General features: G+C 56.2%; 21 protein-coding genes and 1 pseudogene. 16 read left to right on the forward strand and 6 right to left on the reverse strand.

Annotated elements, in window-relative coordinates:
- Positions 1 to 2 precede the first annotated feature (2 nt).
- Together FCN80_RS17490 and FCN80_RS17495 are read left to right on the forward strand one after the other, a co-directional pair.
- Positions 3 to 353 carry a hypothetical protein gene (locus tag FCN80_RS17490; protein ID WP_230492746.1) on the forward strand — a complete coding sequence of 117 codons (351 nt, stop codon included), beginning with the start codon at positions 3 to 5 and terminating at the stop codon, positions 351 to 353.
- 608 nt (positions 354 to 961) lie between these two features.
- Complete coding sequence (locus FCN80_RS17495; RefSeq protein WP_170975438.1) at positions 962 to 2,506, forward strand: sulfatase family protein; 1,545 nt, start codon at positions 962 to 964, stop codon at positions 2,504 to 2,506.
- A gap of 147 nt (positions 2,507 to 2,653) precedes the next feature.
- Here FCN80_RS17495 and FCN80_RS17500 read toward each other — a convergent pair whose 3' ends face one another.
- A complete protein-coding gene (locus FCN80_RS17500; protein ID WP_136991463.1) occupies positions 2,654 to 3,424 on the reverse strand; it encodes a GntR family transcriptional regulator in 771 nt (256 codons plus the stop codon).
- A gap of 79 nt (positions 3,425 to 3,503) precedes the next feature.
- On the opposite strand from FCN80_RS17500, the gene FCN80_RS17505 reads away from it, so the two are divergent.
- From FCN80_RS17505 to FCN80_RS17550, 10 genes and pseudogenes are all read left to right on the forward strand, one after another.
- On the forward strand, positions 3,504 to 4,781 hold the full coding sequence (locus tag FCN80_RS17505) for a M20 family metallopeptidase (RefSeq protein ID WP_136991464.1): 1,278 nt from the start codon (positions 3,504 to 3,506) through the stop codon (positions 4,779 to 4,781).
- A gap of 30 nt (positions 4,782 to 4,811) precedes the next feature.
- Entirely contained in the window at positions 4,812 to 6,401 is a 1,590-nt protein-coding gene (locus FCN80_RS17510; protein WP_230492749.1) for an ABC transporter substrate-binding protein, read from the forward strand.
- 9 nt (positions 6,402 to 6,410) lie between these two features.
- On the forward strand, positions 6,411 to 7,358 hold the full coding sequence (locus FCN80_RS17515; protein WP_136991466.1) for an ABC transporter permease: 948 nt from the start codon (positions 6,411 to 6,413) through the stop codon (positions 7,356 to 7,358).
- Positions 7,351 to 8,181 (forward strand): ABC transporter permease, encoded by an 831-nt coding sequence (locus FCN80_RS17520; protein WP_136991467.1) that lies wholly within the window; start codon positions 7,351 to 7,353, stop codon positions 8,179 to 8,181. Before FCN80_RS17515 ends, FCN80_RS17520 begins: the two co-directional genes overlap by 8 nt.
- Positions 8,178 to 9,815: a nickel ABC transporter ATP-binding protein NikE gene (gene nikE, locus FCN80_RS17525; RefSeq protein WP_136991468.1), complete on the forward strand. Its 1,638-nt coding sequence runs from the start codon at positions 8,178 to 8,180 to the stop codon at positions 9,813 to 9,815. The genes FCN80_RS17520 and nikE overlap by 4 nt, the downstream gene beginning before the upstream one ends.
- Positions 9,816 to 9,825: 10 nt before the next feature.
- Entirely contained in the window at positions 9,826 to 11,052 is a 1,227-nt protein-coding gene (locus FCN80_RS17530; protein ID WP_136991469.1) for a M20 family metallopeptidase, read from the forward strand.
- A complete protein-coding gene (locus FCN80_RS17535; RefSeq protein WP_136991470.1) occupies positions 11,052 to 12,167 on the forward strand; it encodes a M24 family metallopeptidase in 1,116 nt (371 codons plus the stop codon). Before FCN80_RS17530 ends, FCN80_RS17535 begins: the two co-directional genes overlap by 1 nt.
- 112 nt (positions 12,168 to 12,279) lie before the next feature.
- Positions 12,280 to 12,858 carry a D-alanyl-D-alanine dipeptidase gene (ddpX, locus tag FCN80_RS17540; protein ID WP_136991471.1) on the forward strand — a complete coding sequence of 193 codons (579 nt, stop codon included), beginning with the start codon at positions 12,280 to 12,282 and terminating at the stop codon, positions 12,856 to 12,858.
- A 189-nt stretch (positions 12,859 to 13,047) separates the two neighbouring features.
- Positions 13,048 to 13,296 (forward strand): hypothetical protein, encoded by a 249-nt coding sequence (locus FCN80_RS17545; protein ID WP_230492747.1) that lies wholly within the window; start codon positions 13,048 to 13,050, stop codon positions 13,294 to 13,296.
- 91 nt (positions 13,297 to 13,387) lie between these two features.
- Positions 13,388 to 13,624 (forward strand): annotated as a pseudogene (locus FCN80_RS17550) (efflux RND transporter permease subunit); the annotation flags it as partial.
- Between the two features lie 114 nt (positions 13,625 to 13,738).
- Here FCN80_RS17550 and FCN80_RS17555 read toward each other — a convergent pair.
- Genes FCN80_RS17555 through FCN80_RS17575 form a run of 5 tightly spaced genes read right to left on the reverse strand, consistent with a single transcriptional unit; the run spans position 13,739 to position 18,308 of the window.
- Positions 13,739 to 14,434, reverse strand: coding sequence for an ABC transporter ATP-binding protein (locus tag FCN80_RS17555; protein ID WP_136991472.1), 696 nt, complete (start codon positions 14,432 to 14,434; stop codon positions 13,739 to 13,741).
- The gene (locus FCN80_RS17560) at positions 14,427 to 15,206 is read right to left on the reverse strand and encodes an ABC transporter ATP-binding protein (RefSeq protein ID WP_136991473.1); all 780 of its coding nucleotides are present in this window, start codon (positions 15,204 to 15,206) and stop codon (positions 14,427 to 14,429) included. Before FCN80_RS17560 ends, FCN80_RS17555 begins: the two co-directional genes overlap by 8 nt.
- On the reverse strand, positions 15,196 to 16,239 hold the full coding sequence (locus FCN80_RS17565) for a branched-chain amino acid ABC transporter permease (protein WP_136991474.1): 1,044 nt from the start codon (positions 16,237 to 16,239) through the stop codon (positions 15,196 to 15,198). The genes FCN80_RS17560 and FCN80_RS17565 overlap by 11 nt, the downstream gene beginning before the upstream one ends.
- Positions 16,239 to 17,138, reverse strand: a complete 900-nt coding sequence (locus FCN80_RS17570; protein ID WP_136991475.1) for a branched-chain amino acid ABC transporter permease — start codon at positions 17,136 to 17,138, stop codon at positions 16,239 to 16,241. The genes FCN80_RS17565 and FCN80_RS17570 overlap by 1 nt, the downstream gene beginning before the upstream one ends.
- 30 nt (positions 17,139 to 17,168) lie before the next feature.
- Entirely contained in the window at positions 17,169 to 18,308 is a 1,140-nt protein-coding gene (locus FCN80_RS17575) for an ABC transporter substrate-binding protein (RefSeq protein ID WP_230492748.1), read from the reverse strand.
- Positions 18,309 to 18,999: 691 nt separating this feature from the next.
- Here FCN80_RS17575 and FCN80_RS17580 point away from each other — a divergent pair.
- The 4 genes from FCN80_RS17580 to FCN80_RS26490 all read left to right on the forward strand — a co-directional run bounded on the left by FCN80_RS17580 (position 19,000) and on the right by FCN80_RS26490 (position 21,232).
- Entirely contained in the window at positions 19,000 to 19,671 is a 672-nt protein-coding gene (locus tag FCN80_RS17580) for a CsgG/HfaB family protein (protein WP_136991477.1), read from the forward strand.
- Between the two features lie 15 nt (positions 19,672 to 19,686).
- The gene (locus FCN80_RS17585) at positions 19,687 to 20,043 is read left to right on the forward strand and encodes a DUF4810 domain-containing protein (protein ID WP_136991478.1); all 357 of its coding nucleotides are present in this window, start codon (positions 19,687 to 19,689) and stop codon (positions 20,041 to 20,043) included.
- Entirely contained in the window at positions 20,043 to 20,702 is a 660-nt protein-coding gene (locus tag FCN80_RS17590; RefSeq protein WP_136991479.1) for a DUF799 domain-containing protein, read from the forward strand. Before FCN80_RS17585 ends, FCN80_RS17590 begins: the two co-directional genes overlap by 1 nt.
- A 389-nt stretch (positions 20,703 to 21,091) precedes the next feature.
- The gene (locus FCN80_RS26490; RefSeq protein ID WP_170975440.1) at positions 21,092 to 21,232 is read left to right on the forward strand and encodes a hypothetical protein; all 141 of its coding nucleotides are present in this window, start codon (positions 21,092 to 21,094) and stop codon (positions 21,230 to 21,232) included.
- Positions 21,233 to 21,306 lie beyond the last annotated feature (74 nt).

Genomic DNA, 21,306 nt, shown 5'->3' on the forward strand with positions numbered 1-21,306 from the left:
TGATGGCGAAATCAGTGGAAAACACCCTGTTTTTTCGCCAGAACATGGATTTGGCCTTAAATGAAGTGGGCGCCGAACCGATACCGCGCGCCTTTTCCCTTGAGCACTTCCATCGACAGATGAAAATGCGGCTCGAGCGGCAGCCCGATGCGCTCTCGGGCACATCGACCCATGATACCAAGCGCGGCGAAGATGCCCGCGCGCGGCTCTACACGCTCACCGAGGCGCCGGAGCGCTGGCCGGAATGCGTCGCCCGCTGGCGCAGGATAAACCAGGAGAAAATCGTCAGGCTTAACGACGGGCCGGCGCCGAGGCCGGCCGATGTCTGTTTAGGCTATTGCAAGCCGCCTTAGCGTTGGCGTCCCTCGTTAGCCATTGATTGTAGAGTGCGTTGGGCCGCTAGCAGCCCCACTACTATTGTGATAATAGTCACAAAACAAGCGTAAAAGAGCATTATATCTTGAATTCATGATGAGATTGCTCATAAGAGTACGCCAAATTAGGGTTGTTACTGAGCTTTCAGGCAAAACCTAAATCTATGCATTCTTTATATACGCTGAATTCATGGATTTAGGTTTTTTTTATGGGAAAATACATCAAACGCGACAATGATATTGAGAGCGTTCTCAACCACGAGGCAATTTGAAATAGGGTGATTATATACCGGCTCATCAAAAGAGTGTGAATGGCAATAGCGACCATGGCTAAAGTGGGAATTAATCCTGAGTCAAGTCGTAAAATTAAAATTTGGAATGACTGGCCCCGATGAAAGACCTTAAAGTCGTCGGGTAAAAAACTCGGAGAGTAAAATTCCCTTGAGATTCTTTCGTTCACAATTCTCTTGAGGATGGCTTTGGCGAGTTAATTTACAATCACGATATGAACCCTATTATTTCGGCTCGATTGATACCAACGAAACCTTGCTATTGTCTATTGCCGATAGAGAATGAGGAGTACGTTCATGTATAATGATAATGAAATATCTCGCCGCAATTTTCTTCGTGCGGCTATCTTGACGCCGGTTGCGGCCTCGGCGTTGATGACCCTGCCTTCAATGGCAGGATCACAAACGGCAGCCTCGGGTAAACGGCCCAATTTTTTATTTATTTTCCCTGATCAACACCGGTATGACTGGCTGGGCGGCAATACCGGTTTGCCCATCAAAACACCGAATATTGATTCGCTCGTTGCGCGCGGGACGCGTTTTCGTCAGGCATTGGTCGCCGCGCCGGTATGCGGACCGTCCCGCGCCTGCCTGGCGTCCGGTCGCCACTATGACCAAAGCGGCGTCGGCGACAATTTCACTGTGTATCCCATTTCGCAAGCAACATATTATGAGAAATTGCGTGATGCCGGCTATTACGTTGGCGCTTGCGGAAAACTGGACTTAAGCAAACCTGCTTTCGATAACGGATTGGATGGCCGCAATCATATGGCGGAATGGGGTTTTTCCGATATGGTGAATTGCGCTGGCAAAGGCGACGCGGTATTCGAATGGGATAAATTCAAAACGCCTTTCGAGCCCTATATGGTTTATATGGTTAAGCGTGGCGTCGCCGATATCCATGCTGAAGATATTGCTTCACGGGGCGGTGGCCATGCGTTTGGGCCCGATTCCTATTCCAAGACTTATCCTACGCCCCTGGAAGACGAAGATTATGAAGACAACTGGATCGGCCGAACGGGTCTTGACATGATGCGCCGTTTCCCGAAAGACCAATCTTGGCACTTGGTGGTTAACTTTGCCGGTCCGCATGATCCGGAAGATATTACCAGTCGGATGGAAAAAACCGTTCGCGGGCGCAATTTCCCGGCCCCCAATCATTCCACCGAACTTTCACCGCCACAACATGAGGCCATTCGTCAGAATTATACCGCCATGGTGGAAAATATCGATCGCTGGCTGGGCGTTTACCTTGACGAATTGCGTAAACGTGGTGAGTTAGACAATACCATAGTCGTATTTTCCAGCGATCATGGCGAAATGCTGGGTGATCACGATCGATGGGGCAAAAATGTCCCCTATGAAGCCTCAGTCGGCGTTCCACTTGTTGTTGCCGGGCCCGGTATTCAAAATCGCCGAAGCGATGCGCTGGTGAATCTCATTGATGTCGGCGCGACTTTTCTCGATTATGCCGGCGCTAAGCCGATGGAGGGGATGACGGCACAGTCATTCCGGCCCTTGCTAGAAGGCAAAACCGACACGCACAGGGATTATGTCTTATCGGGTTTATATAATTGGCGCATGGTTCGCGATCATCGTTATAAATTGATTGAGGGATTTGATCCCGCGCGGCGTAAAGGGCATGGCAGTGTACCGAAAGGCGCCGAACGGCCTATTGTCCTGTTTGATCTGAAAAACGATCCTCAGGAAATAGTCAATGTCGCGGAGAACCATCCCGAAGTGGTGGAACGCATGAAGAAATTGCTGCCGGTGCGCAACCCTGATCCTGACTACGGTTTCGCCAGTCCCGCGGCGATAAAAGCTTATGGACGACACAGTTAATGGGGTAGCCAACCCCGGCTTTAAGGGTATGGCGTGGTTTGTGCATCAAGCCGGCCTAAGGGGCTTTTCCGTCGCGTCCAATGCCTGCTTCGGCGTCTGGACGGGGCCAAGGCGTGATCGGGCGAGGGGTTTTGCGAATCGACGGCGTCAGCGTATTTCGTTCACATACATAAAATGTTCGGTGCTGAAGCGGTGGTGCGCCAGTATGACCGGAACCGCGCTTTGATCGAAGGACACCTCGTCTATCACCATAATCGCATGGGGCAGCGTGAGTCCGAGCAGTTGCGCATCCTCTTCATTGGCAAGGCAGGCGGTGATCTGTTCACGCACCGCCGCCACCCGTCGATCGTAACGTTCAAACAGGAAACGGTACAGCAAAGGGGGCAATGTTTGCGCGCTCGGAAAGTCGGGCAGGCACGCCGCCGGCAACACCAGCGTTTCATGCATGGCGACAAGCCCCTTCACGCGGCGCAAGCGCTTGAGGCGATAGACCTCGTCGCCCTCGGCAATGGCGAGTTGTTCGGCTTCTTTTTTGCCGGCCGCGTTGCGCTGGTAATCCAGTAATTCGGTGTCAGAACGAAGCAGCCCGCCCTCTTTGTCATGCAATCTGAAGTATTGAAAAAAATGGCTCAGGTTATGGAGCGGCGCCCACCCCGTCACTATTGTGCCGGTTTTACGTCGCCGCATCAGCATGCCTTCCGTGGTCAACGCCGACAGCGCCTTGCGAACCGTCCCCACGGACACGCCAAATTCCGCGGAGAGACTGTTTTCGCTGGGCAGCACGGTGCCCGGTGACAAAACGCCCTGCATGATCGATTCGCTAATATGCCGCTTCACCACCTCATACAGCGGCGCGCCTTCACTCTCACTCAGACGACCAAAACTGGGCGTGATATTTCCGTCATATCTTTTTTGCATGTTTCCGGATACCCATTGACTGGCGTGCCTAAATTGCATTATCTATAAACTATATATAAATACAAAAAATGAGCAACTCATGAGTGACAATTCTCTGCTCCAAGGCGCATTGGATACGATTACCGCCGACAATGCGCACATGCTGGCCGATTTACAGCGCATGCTGGCTGTGGACACGTGCTTCCCTCCCGGCGCGGGTTACCGGCAGTTTGCCGATTTGATGACAGAACTGCTTACCCCGCTGAATTTTCACTTCCAGCGCGTCAATGTGCCGGAACAATTATGGCGGACCCCGGACGGCGGCGCGCAGGGGGAACGGGTGAACTTGCTGGCAACGCTGGACGCGGGCGCGCAGGAAAACTGTAACCTCTACTTTCATATCGACACCGTACCCGCCGGCGATGGCTGGCGTTTCCCCGCGCTGGCGCTGACGCAGGCCGAAGGGAAATTATTCGGACGCGGCGCGGCCGATATGAAAGGCACCATCGTCGCCGCGCTGGCTGCTGTTCGCGCCGCGAAGCGGCATGCGTTGCCGATGCGTTTCAACCCTGTCTTTTTATTCTGTACCGATGAAGAGGGCGGCCTTTACCCGGGTATCCGCTACCTTGCCGAGCGCCGGCTGTTTCAAGGCCATATGTTGAGCTTTAACGGTGGAGCGGCGCCGCGTATCTGGGCCGGATGTTTCGGCAGTATCGATTTGAAAATCGTCGTGACCGGCCGCTCGGCGCATACCGGGGATCCGGTCGGCGGCATCAACGCCATTGAAACGGCATTACCGCTAATGAATGCGTTATACCGTCTGAAGCTTGACATCGAACAGCGCGTCAGCGCTATGCCGGCGCCGCCGCATTTTGCCGGTAAGCCGCTGATTTCCAGGCTCACTTTTGCCGCTGCCCACGGCGGCGGCAAGGGCTCGACGATACCCGAGCGTTTTGAACTGCTGGTAAACCGGCGCTATGCGCCGGAAGAGGCATTTGACACGGCCTGGCAGGAACTGGCGCAGTGCGTGGAAACAGCGATGCGCGACAGCGCGGCGCTCAAGGTGGAATTGCAACTGATTGGCCATCTCACGCCGGTTTCCGATCCGGTGGGGCCGCATTGGCCGCGCTGGCAAGCGGCGCTGTGCCAGGGTTTTGGCTTTAAGGCGGAAGATTTTTCCCCATGGGGTTCGTCCACCAGCTCGGACATGGGTTGGGTTCAGCAGGCGGGGATCCGGGAGATTTTACTGGGCGGTCTGGCGCGGCCGGATAACCGCATTCATGCCGCTGATGAGTACACGACCCTGGCGGACCTGGTCGCGCTTGCTCAGTCCATTTTGGCCTACCTGGCCAGTGATTTTTCATCCCAGGATGTTTAACAAACCAACGAGGAAGACCCGATGTGCGCTATGAAGGGGTTAAACCGCAGGCAGTTTATCGCCGGCACTACCGTTGTGACCGGCGCGGCCATGCTGCCTTGGTCGCTTTCCGCAAAGGCCGCACAGGTATCCAGTTCCACCGCGGGCGGTACGCCGCGTAAAGGCGGCGTGCTGCGCATTACCGTTGATCAGGCCGTTAACGTGCTAAATCCGCACCAGGTCCGGGTTAACCCGGAATACCTGGTGGCGGAACTGCTCTATAGCGGGCTGACGCGTCTGACGCCGGCGATGAAAGCTGAAGGGGATTTGGCGCAGTCCTGGCAGGCCAGCGCGGATTTGCAACAGTGGACTTTTATGTTGCGTCCGAACCTCAAATTCAGCGATGGCTCGCCGCTGACCTCGGCGGATGTGGTCGCCAGCTTACGGGCCATTCTGGACCCGAAAAATACATCGCCCGCCTTACACAATATCGGACCGATAAAGCGCGTCAGCGCCAAAGACGCCGGCACCGTGATCATTGAAACTGACTCGCCTTATGCCGACTTACCGGTAATGCTGACCTATCCGAACGCCAAGATCATTCCGGCCGGCATCGCCCATGGACAACTGGATAAGCTGAACAGCCAGGCGATCGGCGCGGGGCCGTTTACGCTTGTGAGCTACGATCCCACGCGAAAAGTCGCCGTAAAACGCAATCCGCACTATTACGATCCGGCGCGCCCTTATCTGGATGGGGTGGAAGTGATGGTCTACCCTGATGGCATTGCCGAAAGTTCGGCGCTGATTTCCGGCGACGTCGACTTGATGATGTCGGCACAGTCCAGCGAGTTCGCCCGTCTGTCGGCGTCATCCGGCGTGCGGCCGTTGCGTGTGGCTTCCGGTCAGTTCCTCAATGTCAACATGGGTTGCGATCAGAAACCCTTTAGCGACCCACGTGTTCGCCAGGCGCTGGCGCTGTGCGTCGATCGCCCGGCGACGGTGGATTTCGTCGCCGATGGCCTGGGTTCGGCGGGTAACGATACGCCCATTAACGCCGCGTATCCCTTTTACGCGCAACTGACGAAAAAAGCCGTGGACTACAGCAAGGCCAAAGCATTGCTGGCGGCGGCGGGCTATCCTGACGGGCTGGATTTGAAGCTTATCGCCTCGGATAAGCCTTCAACCCGCACGCAGTTGGGTATCGCACTGCGTGAGATGGCAAAACCGGCAGGCTTCCGTATTGACGTGCAGACGATGGCGCAAAGCACCTATCTCGATCAGGTGTGGAAAAAAGGCAATTTCTACGTCGGTTTTTACAATATGCAACCGACCCCTGATGCGGTGTTCTCCCTGCTTTACACCTCTGACGCCGCCTGGAACGAAACGCGCTGGGATAACGCCGAGTTCGACAAAGCGGTCAGCGCGGCGCGCGCCACCGCCGATAGCGCAAAACGCAGCGCGCTTTACGCTAAAGCGCAACAGTTGATGTACGATGAGGTGCCTTCGGTGATCCCGACGTTTTTCGATCTGCTGGGCGCGGCTCGCGACTATGTGGCCGGTTACTCTCTAAACCCGCGCGGTGCGGTATTCCGCCTCGATCACGTCTGGTTAACGGACAAAGCGCCGAAGCGCGCGGTTTAAGGAGTCACTGTGACCGCAAGTTATTTGCTTAAACGCATGATGCTGATGATCTACACCTTGTTGGTGGTATCGCTGCTGGTGTTTGGCATGACGCAATTACTGCCCGCCGATGCCGCCGTGACCCTGCTGGGGCAAAACGCCACCCCGGCGGCGCTGGCGGCGGTGCGCGCCAGACTGGGGCTTGATGCCCCTGCCTGGCTGCAATACTGGCACTGGCTAACGCTGGCGCTACGGGGGGATTTCGGCGTCTCGATGCGTAACGGGCTGGCGGTGGGACCCACGCTGTTCACCGCGCTATCCCGCTCGCTGCTGCTGGCCGGCTGCGCGCTGTTGCTGATGCTGGTTATCGCCGTCCCGCTGGGAATATGGGCGGCGGTGCGGCGCGGAAAAACCGCCGACGTGCTGGTGAGCATGGTCTCATATGTGGGAATTTCCTTTCCCGAGTTCGTTACCGCCACGCTGGTATTGCTGTTGTTCGCCGATGTCTGGCAAATTCTGCCGGCCACCGGCTATGTGCCGCTGACGGAGAATTTCGTCAGCGGCGTTCGGCACCTGATCCTGCCTTCCATGACCGTGGCGCTGATTCTGGTGGCGCACGTTTCGCGCATGGTGCGTTCAGAGATGGTCGATGTCTTGCAGACCGATTATATCCGCGCCGCCTGGCTTAAAGGGTTATCACGCCAGCGCATCCTTTGGCGGCACGCCTTGCGTAACGGGCTGCTGCCGACCATCACCATTGTCGCGCTGGATGTCGGCTATCTGTTGGGCGGTATTGTGGTGGTGGAAGAGATTTTCTCCATTCCCGGTATCGGCCGCGCGCTGATCGTCGCGGTACAGGCGCGCGATCTGCCCACCATCCAGGCCGGCGTGATGATTCTCGCGGCGACCTATGCGTTCGTGAACTTCCTGGCTGATTTAGCCTACGTCATTCTTGATAAGCGAATTTCCTATGCCTGATATTTTGCAACGGCTGGCGCGTTCGCCGCAGGGGGCCGCCGGCGTGCTTATATTGCTGGTCGCGCTGATCATGGTGATCGGCGGGGCGCATTTTGCGCCGTTCGACCCGGAGGCGATTTCGATTCTCGCCCGCTATAAACCCCCTGGCGCGGCGCACTGGTTTGGCACCGATCAGATGGGGCGCGACATTTTCAGCCGAGTGATGGTCGGCGCGCGCGCCACGATTCTGCTATCGCTGCTGGCGACGGCCATGGCGATGCTGATAGGTTCGGTGCTTGGCACCGCCAGCGCCTATCTCGGCGGCAAATTTGATGAATTCGCCATGCGCACCATGGATGCCGTCATGGCGATTCCCAGCCTGCTGTTCGCGTTACTGATCGTTAGCACGTTGGGACAAAGCAGCCTGAATGCGGTATTGGCAATCACCATCGCCTTTATCCCCGGAATGGTGCGAATTGCGCGCAGCGTGGCGCTGGCCGCCCGTCAGCAAGACTATATCAATGCCGCCATCGCGCGGGGAGAAGCGGGGTATTACATCATCCTGCGTGAAATGCTGCCCAATATTGTCGCGCCGATCATTGTGGAGGCGACGATCCGCGTGGCGTTCGCCATCATGCTGTTCGCCACGCTGAGCTTTCTCGGCCTGGGGGCGCAGCCGCCGCAGCCGGAATGGGGACTAATGGTCTCCGAAGCCCGCGCTTATTTCTTCAACGCGCCCTGGATGATGTTAAGTCCGGGGCTGGCAATCGCGCTGGTGGCGATGGGCTTTAATTTGCTGGGCGATGGTTTGCGCGATGTCCTTAATCCGAGGAGTTTCAGATGACGGTTGACAATGCGCCGGTGCTGTCGGTGGAAGATTACAGTCTCGATTATGTTCTACCAGGTGGAAACCTGTTGCCGGCGCTGCGCCATATTCACTTTCAGGTCCGGCCCGGCGAAGTGCTGGGGCTGGTTGGCGAGTCCGGCTCGGGTAAAACGACGCTGGGTTGGGCCATTATGCGCTGGCTGGCGGATAACGCCCGTGAACGCGGCGGCGATATCCGGCTAAACGGCGACAGCCTGCTGAGTCTCCCCGCGCCGCGGCTATCCGCATTGCGCGGAACGAAGCTCGGCATGATCTTTCAAGATCCCAGCGCATCGCTCAACCCGACGCTGACGCTGGGTGAGCAGGTCACGGAAGTGTTGCGCCGCCATCGCGGCCTGTCGGCGCGCGAAGCGCGGGAATTAGCGGAATCGATACTGCGGGATGTGGAGTTAAAGCGGCCGGCGCAGATGATGAAGCGCTATCCGCATCAGGTCTCCGGCGGCGAGAAGCAGCGCATCCTGATTGCCACGGCGTTCGCCTGCCGGCCTGATTGCCTGATATTCGATGAGCCCACCACGGCGCTGGACGTGATTAGCGCGGCGCAAATCCTTGCGCTTTACGAGCGATTACGCGAAGAAACCGGTGTGGCATCGCTGTATATCTCGCACGATCTGGCGCTGGTGGCGAAAGTCGCCGATCGGGTGTGCGTGCTGGAGGCTGGAAGGATTGTCGAAGAAGCTCAAACGCGCAGTCTGTTTGCCGCGCCGGCGCAGGCCTATACCCGCAAACTGATTGAAGCGATGCCAAATCCCGGCCGCCGCCTGTTGCAGGATGCGCCCGGCGGCCAGCCGCTGCTGAGCCTGCATCGGCTTTCGATTCATTATGGCCGCCACGGCTTTCTCGACCGACTGCTCAAGCGCGAGGCAAATACCACGCTGGCCGCCAATGCGGTTTCGCTGACCATTCATCAAAGCGAGATCCTCGGGGTGGTGGGAGAATCCGGATCGGGAAAATCGTCGCTGGCAAAGGCCATCAGCGGATTGGTGCCGTTTAGCGGCGAGATGGATTTCTGCGGCTACGGGATATACGGGCGGGCGCAGATGGACAAAGAGTATCGCCGCCGGGTACAGATGATTTTTCAGCATCCCGACGCTTCGCTTAATCCCCGCATGACGGTCAGGGAAATCCTTTCGCGTCCGTTGCGGCTCTACGGCCTGCCCCCGGGCGAGAGGGAAGAACAGGCGGTGGCGCGTTTGCTGGAGGAGGTGCGGCTGCCGGCGGCGTTTGCCGATCGTTATCCGCACGCGTTATCCGGAGGGCAGAAACAGCGGGTGGCGATTGCCCGCGCCTTTGCGAACCCGCCGGACCTGGTTGTGTGCGACGAAATTACCGCCGCGCTGGATGTTTCGGTGCAGGCCGCCATTGTGGACCTGCTGCTGGCGCTGCGCCGCCGCTATGGCACCGCGTACCTGTTTATCACCCACGACCTGAATCTGATCCGCCAGATAGCCCATCGCGTCGCCGTGATGTATCGCGGCGATGTGGTGGACGTCTTGCCCGGCGATCAGATGGCGGAGCAGGCGCGGCATCCGTATACCCATGTGCTGCTAAACGCGGTGCATGTTCCCGACGTATCCCAATCTGTTGCATGACGAGAAACGCATGAACCCTCAAGAACTGATCCACCGGATTGATAGTGATTATTGCCTTCGCTTCCTGGCAAAAATGGTGCAACACAAAAGCTACAGCGCGACCGATGGCGAACGCGAACTGGCGAAGTATATGGCGGCGCAGATGGCGGCGCTGGGAATGGAAACGACATTGCAAAAAGTACCGGACGACAGGTTAAACGCCATTGGCCGGTTACGCGGCGGCGGCGGCGGCCACAGTTTGCTGTTTAACGGGCATCTGGACACCAATCCCGTCACTGAGGGCTGGACGGTGGATCCCTGGGCGGGGAAAATCGACGAGCGTTTTATCTACGGTATCGGCGTCTCCAACATGAAAGCGGGGGACGCGGCCTATTTCTGCGCCTTGAAAACGTTGATCGACGCCGGCGTTAAGCTCAAGGGCGACGTGATCCTGACCTATGTGGTGGGTGAGTTGCAAGGCGGCATCGGCACCATGGCGGCCATTGAGCAGGGCGTGCGCGCCGACTACTTCATTAACGCGGAGCCGACGGATTTGCAGGCATTGACCATGCATGCGGGTTCGCTGGTGTTTACCATCGAACTGACCGGCGATACGCGCCATCTGTCGAAACGCGAAGAGGCGGTGGATGCCATCGCCGCGGCGGTAGAACTGATTCCACAAATCAACCGAATGACCTTCAGCGGCGCGAAGAGCGATGAACACCGCAAAATCAACCGGGGCCATGTCGGTACGGTACACGGCGCGCTGGGTCGTGATCTGGAAGAGTGGCGCCCGCCGCAGGTGGCGGACTTCGTGCGGCTGAAAGGCTCGGCCCGTTTCGCGCCGGGGCAAACCATCGAAAGCGTGCTGGCCGATCTTCAGGGCCTGCTTGACACGCTGTGCGCGCGCTTTCCCGGCCTGAAAGCCGAGTTGTATCACGAAGGGACGGGCGACCGGCCCACCATGCTGCCCTTCGAGGTATCGGCGGAATCCCCCATCGTTAAAGCGGTGAACCGCGGCTGGCATCGAGTACGCGGCGGCCGGCAACCCACCGGCGTTATTTTGCCGCCCGGCTTTTTCGGCACTGACGCCGCGCACTTTTATCAGCATGCCGGGATGGAAGGCATCGTGTGCGGACCTGGCGGCAAATACAACACCATGCCCGATGAGCGCGTGGAAATCAGTGAGTTTCTCGATATGATCCGTATCTATCTGCTGGCAATCCTGGAAATCTGCCAGCCGGTTGAGGGGGCATAATGCGAGCGGAAGCGCTGGAGAGACTGCGCGCGACGATGCGGCAGGCGTCCGTTGATGTGATGCTTATCGACCATGCCGAATTGCTGGCCTGGCTTACCGGCTATACCGTGTCGGAGACCTTATATCGCGCCTGTCTGGTTCCCCTGTGCGGAGCGCCGTGGATGGTGTTGCGCCAGTTGGATGAGGCGCCCTGCCGGGCGCAGTCCCCTGAACTGATCGTCGTAAGCTACCGGGATGACGACGATCCTTGGCGCCGCGTGGCCCAAAGCCTGAAACGCCGCGGCTATCAGCAGGCGAGGCTGGGGGCGGATTTCTCCTCCTATGGCATGACGGTACATAGCTGGCGGCAGATTTCACGGCACTTGCCGCAACTGGACTGGCGGGATTTAACCGGTATCAGCGACCGTCTGCGCGGCGTCAAATTTCCCGATGAATTAACACTGTTGCGCCGGGCGGCGGCCATAGCGGACACCACCTTACAGCACATTGCCTCGGAAGCCCGCGAAGGCTGGCGGGTACGCGATGTCGCGGCGCTGGCGGCGGGCAGTTTTTTGCGTCAAGGGGCCGATACCGGCGAAACCGGTCCGATTGTCATCGCCAGCGGCGATAACGGCTTTCTCCATGCCAGCAGCCATGAACAACGATTACGGGAAAACGTCGTCCTGCACGTTGAGCTGACGCCAAAGGTTAAGTATTACAGCGCGCGGCTGATGCGGCCGTTTATCGTCGGCGAGATTGACCCGCCGCGCCAGGCGCTGGCGCAGCAACTGATTGCCGCGCAAGACCGGCAATTCGCCGCGATGAAACCGGGCGCCCGGGCGCGCGATGTCGACGCGATAGCGCGTCAGGCGCTGATCCAGCAAGGATTGCGGGCGGATTACGCCAATGTGACCGGCTACGCGTTGGGGCTTTATGGCCGCACGCCGCGGCCCAGCGACTTCTCCTGCAGTTTTCATCCCAAGGCGGACTGGTTGCTGGAGAAGGACATGGTGTTTCACATGTATATTTCGGCGCAAAGCCTGGCGTTCAGTGAAACAGTGCGTATCACCGACGCCGGTTGGGAACGTCTGACACAGTTTCCCCGCCGGTTGATGACGCTGGCGGTATCAGAATAACGGACGCGGCGCGGCGGGCCTGAGGGAGAAACAGGCAAAGGCGCGGCGACTATCAAGCGTAGCATAGTGGCGTAACGGGAGACTGTTGAACCGGCGCCGGCAGAGGACAAGAATGATAAAAGTAACAGAATTGGTTGATATTGAAGCGAAATTTCCTCAATTGCAAATCGATCTGAAATACGCGACCGCGGATAATATTACGGGGTATCCGATTTACGGCGCGGCCCGCGCGCTGTTGCATCCAGACGCGGCGGCCGCGCTGGGGGAAAGTGTAAAAATAGCGGCGTTAGCGGGTTTTACCCTGCTGGTGCTGGATGCTTACCGGCCAAGTAAAGCGCAGGAGTATTTGTGGCGGGCGTGCCCGAATGCGGATTATGTCGTCCCGCCGTCACGGGGCTCAAACCACAGCCGCGGCATCGCCATCGATCTCACTTTGCTGCCGGACGCCGGCGGACAGGCGCTGGATATGGGCACCGGATTCGATGCGATGGAAGCGCGTTCCCGTCCTTATCATCCGGATGTCGCGCGGGAGGCGCAGCGTCACCGGTTATTGCTTAACGGGATTATGTCCGGCGGCGGATTTGTCGGCATCGCCACTGAATGGTGGCACTTCGAGTTGCCCCATGCGGCGGATTACCCGCTGCTGGACGACGCCTTCGGTTGCGTCTCGCCCGTCCAGGCATCGTCCTGAGCCCCGCATACGGATGCCGGCGGCGGAAAAACCGTGAATCAAAAATGCCAGGTTATGCCCGCCATGCCGGGATTTCCGGCACCAGCCAATCGTTAATCTGCCAGCCGACGGCCAGTTGCGTGTTCAGCGCGCCTGCAAGGGATGATGGACGGCGTATTCCCGTCGGATACCGTACAAATGGGCATGGTGATGAATCAACTTCAGAGCCTGAGCCGCTTGATAGACGACCTGCATCTCTTATCGCTGGCCGATGCCGGACAGTTAAGTTTAAATAAACAACGGTTTTCACCCGCCATGCTCATACAGGAGAAAATCGCCTGGCTCAAACCCAAGACGACGGTGATGCCCTTTCGCTATGAGGCGGCGGTTTTCCGGGGAAAATGCCTGGCGGATCTGAGCAGCGCCCGGGACCGGTTGGGATACACGAAATATCGGTGATCGTTTCATACCCCTGACCGATATCGGTATGATCAGTCTGCAACAAAACGATCCCCCGGCGCCGGAATTTCGCGTTAACGGCAAACGGGCGCTGGTGTTGGCCATGACTTTTACCGGAATGGCGCTGACAGGCATCGGCCTGCAGCGTATCTCTCTCGGCGCGTTGATCATCGCGCTCGGGCTGCTGGTGGACGATGCCATGATCACCGTCGAGGCAATGGTGTCCCGTCTGGAAGCGGGCGATACACTGCATGTGGCGGCCACGCGGGTGTTTCGCACCACGGCGTTCCCCATGCTGACCGGCACCCTGGTAATGGCGGCCGGTTTTTTTCATCGGCGCTATCGCCGTTTGCTGGATACGGTCATGCGCCATCGCGTTTGCACACTCGTTTGCGCGTCGATACTGCTGGCGTTGTGGTGCTGCCCGCGGCGTTAAGTTTGGCTAGCCGCCCAGATACATCCGTTTGACCTCCGGATTGGCCAGAATGTCCCGCGCTGGGCCATGCAGCACAATGCCGCCGTTTTCCAGGACATACGCGCGATCAGCGATTTTCAGCGCGGCGGTGGCATTCTGCTCCACCAGCAAAATGGTGATGTTCTCCCTTTGCAACTGTTTAATGGTGGCGAACAGCTCGCCCACCACTTTGGGCGCCAGACCCAGACTGGGCTCATCCAGCATCAGCAGTGCCGGTTCGCTCATCAGCGCGCGGGCGATGGCCAGCATTTGCTGCTCCCCGCCGCTCATGGTACCGGCCATCTGGGTACGCCGCTCTTTCAGGCGCGGGAACAACGTATACATTTTGTCCCGCAGCGGGTTAAAGCTCATCGGGTTGTTATACCCGCCCATGCGCAAATTTTCCTCGATGGTGAGATTGGTAAAGACTTTGCGTCCCTCCGGCACCAGCGCCAGCCCCTTGCGCACAATTTGATGGGTGGGACTGCGCGAAATATCCTCGTTGAGAAATGTCACCTTGCCGGAGGATTTCACCAAATTGATGATGCCATTGAGCGTGGAGGTTTTCCCCGCGCCGTTGCTGCCGATAAGGGTGACGATCTCGCTGTTGTTGACCTCGATATCGATTCCGCGCAATCCCTGAATCAGCCCATAAAACACCTGTAGCCCGCTGGCTTTAAGCATAATCGATGTCCCCCAGATAAGCGGCGATGACCTCCGCGTCGTTGACGGCTTCCTGCGGCGTGCCGCTAAAGAGCGGCTTGCCGTAATCCAGCACCAGCACCCGTTCGCACAGCGTATTGACGAAGGACATATCATGCTCGATCAACAAGACGGTGAGGCCGAAATCCGTTCTCATCCTGAAAATCAGTTGCGCCAGTTCCGCGGTTTCCTTCGGGTTCATGCCGGCGGCGGGCTCGTCCAGCAACAGCAGTTTCGGGGAGGTGGCCATTGCCCGGGCGATTTCCACCTTGCGTTGATTACCATAGCTCAGATGGGTGGCGAGAGCATCGGCATGCTGGGCGATACCGATGTACTCCAGCAACGCCAGTGCCTTTTCTTTCGCCAGACGTTCGGAGCGGAAAAATCGCCCTAAGCGCAACGCCGCCTCCAGGAACGAATAGTGGATGGCGCGATCAAAACCAATGAGAACATTTTCCAACACGGTCATCGATCTGAATAGCCGGATATTCTGGAAAGTGCGGGCGATGCCCTGATGCACCACCTGATTGGGCTTAAGCCCGGTCAGCAGCGTATCCGTCAGCCGGACCGCGCCGTGGGTCGGCCGGTAATTGGCGGTGATGATATTGAACAGGGTGGTTTTACCCGCCCCATTGGGACCAATCAATCCAAATATTTCCGCCGGCATGATCTGAAAGCTGACGCCATCGATAGCGCGCAGCCCGCCGAACTGCATGGCGACATTTTCAACGCTGAGCAACGGTTCAATTGCCATTTTTGCGCCCCCGGCCTATTTCCCAAACCTCCCGTTTGCCCAACAACCCTTCGCGGGCAAAAAGCATGATAACCAGCAGCACCAGGGAGAACACCACCATACGCAACCCCGGATGCGTGCCCAGATCATAGCCAAACAGCGCCATGGGCTGGTCAAGGAAACGCAGCCATTCGCCGCTGCCCACCACCACAATGGTGCCGAGTATCGCCCCGGTGGTGCTGCCCAATCCGCCCAATACGATAATAATAAGCAATTGGAACGTCAGCATAAAATCGAACAGGTCAGGGGAAATGATAGTCAACAGGGAAGCCAGCAGGCCGCCGCCGACGCCTTCGAAAAAGGCGCTGGTGGCGAATGCATAGGTTTTGACGCGAAACGTATTGATACCCATGGCGGTGGCGGCATCTTCATCATCGCGCACCGCCCGCATCGCCCGGCCGAACTTGGAAAAAACCAGTTGTAGAATAAACAGAATGGCGGCCAGGGCGAATAACCCGCACCAGTAAAGCATATTGCCGGCTTGGGGAATATTATTGATGCCAATGGCGCCGTTGGTCACCTGCGGATTGTTGATGGCGAAAATCTTGATAATAAAGCCGAAACCCAGTGTGACGATAGCCAGATAGTCGCCGCGTACCCGAAACACCGGAAACGACAGGCATACCGCCAGCACCGACGCGCACAAACCGCCGATAATGAGCGCCGGCAGGAACGAGGTATGCAGCGCCAGAATCACCGGACTGGGCGCGGCCATTTCATACATGTCCAGTTTGGCTTTGCTGGTCAGCAGTAAAATGGCGGTAACGTAGGCTCCCACCGCGACGAAACCATTGGGCTCCAGCGAAAGCTGGCCGGTAACGCCGTTTATCAGGTTATAACTCACCGCCAGGATCATAAAGATAAAAATATTGCAGACAATACGCAGAATATAGTCATTAAACAGATGCTGTAACACAAACAGCGCCAGCACCGTCAAGACGCACAGCAGCGCGCAGCCAAGATACCAGAACGGAGAAGTCTGGGGCATTTTCATCAGAAACGGCTCCTTTCCAGTCGTTCATCACCCATGATGCCCACCGGCCTAAACAGCAGCACCAAAATCAGAAACATGAAAGCGAAGGCATCCTTATAGCCGCCGAGCTCAGGAAATACCGCCACCGCCACCACTTCCGTAAAACCGAGAATAAAACCGCCGAGCACCGCGCCGGTCACGCTGCCGATACCGCCGAGCACCGCCGCGGCGAAGGCCTTCAGACCAATCAGCACGCCCATCAACGGGTCGATGCTCGGGTAACTGATGGCGTAAAACACGCCGCCGAGGGCCGCAAGTCCGCTGCCCAGGGCAAACACCAGCGAAATGACGCGGTTGGCGTCGATTCCCATCAGCCGCACCGTATTGACATCGAACGCCACCGCGCGTATCGCCATCCCTTGCCGGGTGCGATACAAGATGAGCAAGATAGCGGCCAGCAGCACCAAGGTGATCAACGGCACTATCCAGGCGACATTGGTGATGACAATGGACTTGATCGTAAAGGTATTATTGAAAAACGGCGGCGCGTCGAAAAAGCGCGGGCTGCCGCCGAATAACACGTTAAACAGATTTTCCAGAAAGAAACTGACGCCGATGGCGGTAATCAGCATGGAAATCTTCGATGCTTGCCGCAAGGGACGATAGGCGATTTGGTCGATGCAAATACCCAGCAACGCCGAGATAAGCACCGCGCATATCACGGCTGCCCCGAAGGGCAGTCCGAACGAGGTAAAACTATAAAGGGCAATGAACGCCCCGACCATCATGATATCGGCATGAGCGAAGTTAATCAGCCGCAAAACGCCGTACACCATGGTGTAACCGATGGCGATCAGCGCATACATGCTGCCCAGGCTCATGCCGTTAACGACTTGCTGCAAGAAAACGGCAAGATCCATCATGTCATCCTTTAACGTTGCGCAAGTGAATTACGGATTGACCACGGTCTTGAACACCAACTGGCCGTCCTTCGCTTCGTTAATGACCGCCGGGCGTATGGCATCGCCGTCTTTAAGGGTCAATGTGCCGGTAATGCCGACAAAATCCTTGGTGGCGCGGATGTTTTTGTTCACACAGACCCGATCATGGGGATTGCTACAGGCATTCATGGCGCGAATAATCATATTGTAGGCATCCGCCGTCATGGCGCCCCAGGTGTGGGTCGGCTCTTGATACTTGGCCGTCCACGCCTTGATAAACTCAACGCCGGCCGGCGTCTGGTTTTTGGCGTTCGGCGAGTAATAGTCAGTGGTCATCCAGCCGTTTACCGCATCCTGGCCCATCTTGAAGAAAATCGGATCCGCCGCCAGACCATCACCGCCCACCACCGGCACTTTCAGACCCAATTGCTTGGCCTGTACCGCAATCAGCGCGCCTTCGGTGTAGTAGATCGGCATGTAAATCATATCCACGTTATGGGACTTGATGGTGGAGAGCTGCGCCCTGAAGTCTTTGCTGCCACCCGGCGCTTGGACTTCCACGGCTATCTTGCCGCCGTTTTTCAAGAACTGGGTACGAAAAGCTTTCGCCAGCCCCACTGAATAATCATTGCTGCTGTCAAACACGATAGCGGCGGTTTTAGCTTTCAAGTCGCGGCTGGCCAGATTGGCGCCCACCACACCCTGGAAACTGTCGGAAAAGCAAACGCGGCTAACGTATTCCTTGCCGCGAGTGACGCGGTCGTTAGTGGCGGTGGGGGACACCAGGGGGGTTTTGGTTTCTTCCGCCATGTTGGTCATGGCCATGGTGTTGGTGGATGTCACCTCGCCTATCACCGCATCCACTTTATCGCTGGACACCAGACGCTGCATGGCATTGGCCGCTTCCACTTTGTCGCTCTTGTCGTCAATGACCACCAGTTTAATGTCATCGCCGTTTTTCAGCTTTGGCTGCATGCTATTAATCAGCTCGACCCCCTTTTGCGAGGGCTGGCCGTAGCCGCTCAACGCACCGCTAAGGGGCAACACCACGCCGATTTTTACTTCATCCGCCATGGCGTTGCCGGCGGCCAGGGCAGAAGACACCAATACCGCCGTTACAGTGACATGTAAAATCCGCTTTTTCATCATAATCGCCTCATTGAATTAGGGTCGCATTCCAAAAGAGAAAACGAATGGCTGTTTAGGGTCTGATGCGCATTACAGGGTTATCTGCTAATGGCAGGCTAAAGTTCAGCAATAAATATGCCAATTACTGAAATGAATTTAAGACATTAAATATCAATATGTTACAAAAAAATTCCTTTCATGTACGCAAATAAAAGCAAGAGCGTTTGCCAGGGTTGCACCACGACGTTTTTTGTCAGCCTGATTTTAGTGCGTAACGATTCGCATTTTTTTGCTGAAAAATCAATCAATAGCGTTGCGTATTTTTCATTATTGGGCATAACTTTGCTTTTTTGCATTTATTCTGTTAATGCCAGGTCAATTTTTGGTGATTATTCCTAAGAGGGATCATTTGGCGTTTTTTTATCCTGAATCGTTAAATGAATCCTATTTTCCATGTTATCGAAAGACCGGTCAGTGTGTTCGCCGCCGCCACGGATAAACGCTAACGGGGTCACGTGGCATTGCCACCGCAGGCGGGCGTTTCGGGCAAATCTCCGGCCACCCGACTGGGGTAAATACCCGATTTAAACATTCGGCGAGAGACGTTAAAGTTTTTTGTCGCCGTGGGGTGAACATGCCTGTTGCAACAATGTCAGCGCGGGTAATTCAACCTGTGTCAAGAATAAAAAATCCAATGGAAGGAGGTTAGGCTATGGCAAAAACAGGTTTGCTTTTTTCGCTGCTGATTCCCGTGGCGTTGCTGGGGGGGTGCGCCACCGAATCCTCGCATACCGTTGCGGTGCAAAAAGTCGCCTCATATCATACGCCTTATCAGGGTCCCCGAAGCCCAATCGTCGTGGGTAAATTTGATAACCGCTCTCATTATATGAATGGCATTTTTTCAGGTGGCGTTGATCAATTGGGCAACCAATCAAAAACCATTCTGATCACGCATTTACAGCAAACCGGGCGGTTCAACGTGCTGGATCGCGCCAATATGGGCGAACTGAAGACGGAAGCCAATATCAAGGGGCAGCGGCAGCAGATCAGGGGCGCCACCTATGTCGTTACCGGGGATGTGACTGAATTCGGCCGAAAAGAGGTGGGCGACCAACAACTCTGGGGTATTTTCGGCCGGGGTAAAACACAAATCGCTTATGCCAAGGTGGCGCTCAATATCGTTAACGTACAGACCTCTGAGGTGGTTTTCTCCCCCCAGGGCGCGGGGGAGTTCCAGCTGTCCAACCGGGAAGTCGTTGGTTTCGGCGGCACGGCAAGTTATGACGCCACATTGAATGGCAAGGTGCTGGATCTGGCTATCCGTGAGGCGGTCAACAATCTGGTTTCAGGGATTGAAAGCGGCGCATGGCGCCCGGCCAACTAAAGGATGTCGACTCGAATGACAAAAACAGCAAAAAACCTTATTCTGGCAGCCAGCGTGTTGATGGCGGGTTGCGCAACCGCGCCGAAAAAAATCTATCACTGGGATAAATACCAGACCACGGTATATCAATATTATCAGGGAGGGAAAACCAGCCCCGATGAACAGATTGCCTCGCTGAAAGCCTCCCTCGAAGAAACGCATGCCACGGCAAAAAAAGTCCCGCCGGGACTGCACGCCCATCTTGGCCTGCTTTATGCGAATACCGGTCATATCGATTTGGCTTTTCAAGCGTTCAGACAAGAAAAAACGCTATTTCCCGAGGCCGCGCCCTATATGGATTACCTGATGAGCAAAAATAAAGGAGGGGCGTAATGAACCGTTTTTTCGTTTCCATCGGCGCGATGTTTATTCTGGCGCTGACCGGTTGCGCCAAGCCCGCCGCTTATGATTATACGGCTTTCAAACAAAGCAAACCAAGATCAATCCTGGTGCTGCCGCCGGTGAATCAGTCGCTGGATGTCAATGCCAGCCATAGCATGCTTTCGCAAATGACGCTGCCGCTGGCTGAGAGCGGTTATTATGTTTTGCCGGTCGCGCTGGTGGAAGAAACCTTCAAACAAAATGGCTTGACGGCGCCTCAGGACATTCATGCCGTCAGCGTCGCCAAATTACATCAGATTTTTGGGGCCGATGCCGTGTTGTACGTGGATGTCACCGACTATGGCACCCGATATTTAATCTTGTCCAGCGACACGCGCGTCACCGCAAAGGCAAGGTTAGTGGATTTGCGTTCCGGAAAGCTGTTATGGTCCGGTCAGGCAACGGCATCGAGTGATGAGCGGAATAACGATAACAATAATAACCTGATAGGTATGTTGATTACCGCCGCGGTCAGTCAGGTGGCGAGCAATTTAATGGACCGGGGGCATGATATCGCGGGCATAACCAGCACCCGAATGTTATCCGCCGGTGTGCCCCGAGGACTGTTATACGGACCCTATTCTCCAATGTACGGCAAAGACCGCATTTAGCTAATTTGAAATATTTTACCCGCTTCAATCATCTTTCGATACCCTAAATCAACGCTTACCAGGAGATATATCGACAGCAATGCTTATCAATGTTCTAAGAAAAATAGCCGGCTTGGGAGGCGTGCTCATTGAAAACGCCTAAATGTTCCGCTCATGTTATTTTGCAGTCGCTATGGAAATTCAGCACCGCCAGGCTCGCATCCCTGCACATTGCCACCCCGCGTCCGATACCCCTCCATAAGCCCATCGATCGTATCGGGTTTTACATTTGGGATACTGTCAAGTTTTGCGCGCCATGGAGTACGCTTACCATTGTTTTGGCGACTCTTTTAAGCGCGATATGCCATATCGGCCAATCCTTTTTCTTAGGACAAATCACGGAATTGGGTATGCTTGATGAACGAAAGCAAGTGACGCTGCAACTCATTTTTCTCATTAGTTTTTGGTTGGCCGCGCCCCTGTTGTATGTGATACAAAATCTCGCGGTGCTCTATTGCAGCCAAAATCTGCGAATTGGCGTCACTGATTGAACCGCCCCGGGAATCCTGGAGACTAAACTCTTTGAGAGAGAGGTAACAGGATGACTAAAAATACGCGCTTTTCC

This window comes from Martelella alba, assembly GCF_005217455.1.
Lineage (GTDB): Bacteria > Pseudomonadota > Gammaproteobacteria > Enterobacterales > Enterobacteriaceae > Acerihabitans.

Bases quoted from the DNA above. Each gene is read 5' to 3' on its own strand.
- FCN80_RS17495 (WP_170975438.1), top strand. From the start codon at position 962: ATGTATAATGATAATGAAATATCTCGCCGCAATTTTCTTCGTGCGGCT.
- FCN80_RS17505 (WP_136991464.1), top strand. From the start codon at position 3,504: ATGAGTGACAATTCTCTGCTCCAAGGCGCATTGGATACGATTACCGCC.
- FCN80_RS17530 (WP_136991469.1), top strand. From the start codon at position 9,826: ATGAACCCTCAAGAACTGATCCACCGGATTGATAGTGATTATTGCCTT.
- FCN80_RS17510 (WP_230492749.1), top strand. From the start codon at position 4,812: ATGAAGGGGTTAAACCGCAGGCAGTTTATCGCCGGCACTACCGTTGTG.
- FCN80_RS17520 (WP_136991467.1), top strand. From the start codon at position 7,351: ATGCCTGATATTTTGCAACGGCTGGCGCGTTCGCCGCAGGGGGCCGCC.
- FCN80_RS17500 (WP_136991463.1), bottom strand. From the start codon at position 3,424: ATGCAAAAAAGATATGACGGAAATATCACGCCCAGTTTTGGTCGTCTG.
- FCN80_RS17565 (WP_136991474.1), bottom strand. From the start codon at position 16,239: ATGAAAATGCCCCAGACTTCTCCGTTCTGGTATCTTGGCTGCGCGCTG.
- FCN80_RS17580 (WP_136991477.1), top strand. From the start codon at position 19,000: ATGGCAAAAACAGGTTTGCTTTTTTCGCTGCTGATTCCCGTGGCGTTG.
- FCN80_RS17560 (WP_136991473.1), bottom strand. From the start codon at position 15,206: ATGGCAATTGAACCGTTGCTCAGCGTTGAAAATGTCGCCATGCAGTTC.
- FCN80_RS26490 (WP_170975440.1), top strand. From the start codon at position 21,092: ATGCTTGATGAACGAAAGCAAGTGACGCTGCAACTCATTTTTCTCATT.
- FCN80_RS17585 (WP_136991478.1), top strand. From the start codon at position 19,687: ATGACAAAAACAGCAAAAAACCTTATTCTGGCAGCCAGCGTGTTGATG.
- nikE (WP_136991468.1), top strand. From the start codon at position 8,178: ATGACGGTTGACAATGCGCCGGTGCTGTCGGTGGAAGATTACAGTCTC.
- FCN80_RS17545 (WP_230492747.1), top strand. From the start codon at position 13,048: ATGAATCAACTTCAGAGCCTGAGCCGCTTGATAGACGACCTGCATCTC.
- FCN80_RS17590 (WP_136991479.1), top strand. From the start codon at position 20,043: ATGAACCGTTTTTTCGTTTCCATCGGCGCGATGTTTATTCTGGCGCTG.
- FCN80_RS17490 (WP_230492746.1), top strand. From the start codon at position 3: ATGGCGAAATCAGTGGAAAACACCCTGTTTTTTCGCCAGAACATGGAT.
- FCN80_RS17535 (WP_136991470.1), top strand. From the start codon at position 11,052: ATGCGAGCGGAAGCGCTGGAGAGACTGCGCGCGACGATGCGGCAGGCG.
- FCN80_RS17555 (WP_136991472.1), bottom strand. From the start codon at position 14,434: ATGCTTAAAGCCAGCGGGCTACAGGTGTTTTATGGGCTGATTCAGGGA.
- FCN80_RS17570 (WP_136991475.1), bottom strand. From the start codon at position 17,138: ATGGATCTTGCCGTTTTCTTGCAGCAAGTCGTTAACGGCATGAGCCTG.
- FCN80_RS17575 (WP_230492748.1), bottom strand. From the start codon at position 18,308: ATGATGAAAAAGCGGATTTTACATGTCACTGTAACGGCGGTATTGGTG.
- ddpX (WP_136991471.1), top strand. From the start codon at position 12,280: ATGATAAAAGTAACAGAATTGGTTGATATTGAAGCGAAATTTCCTCAA.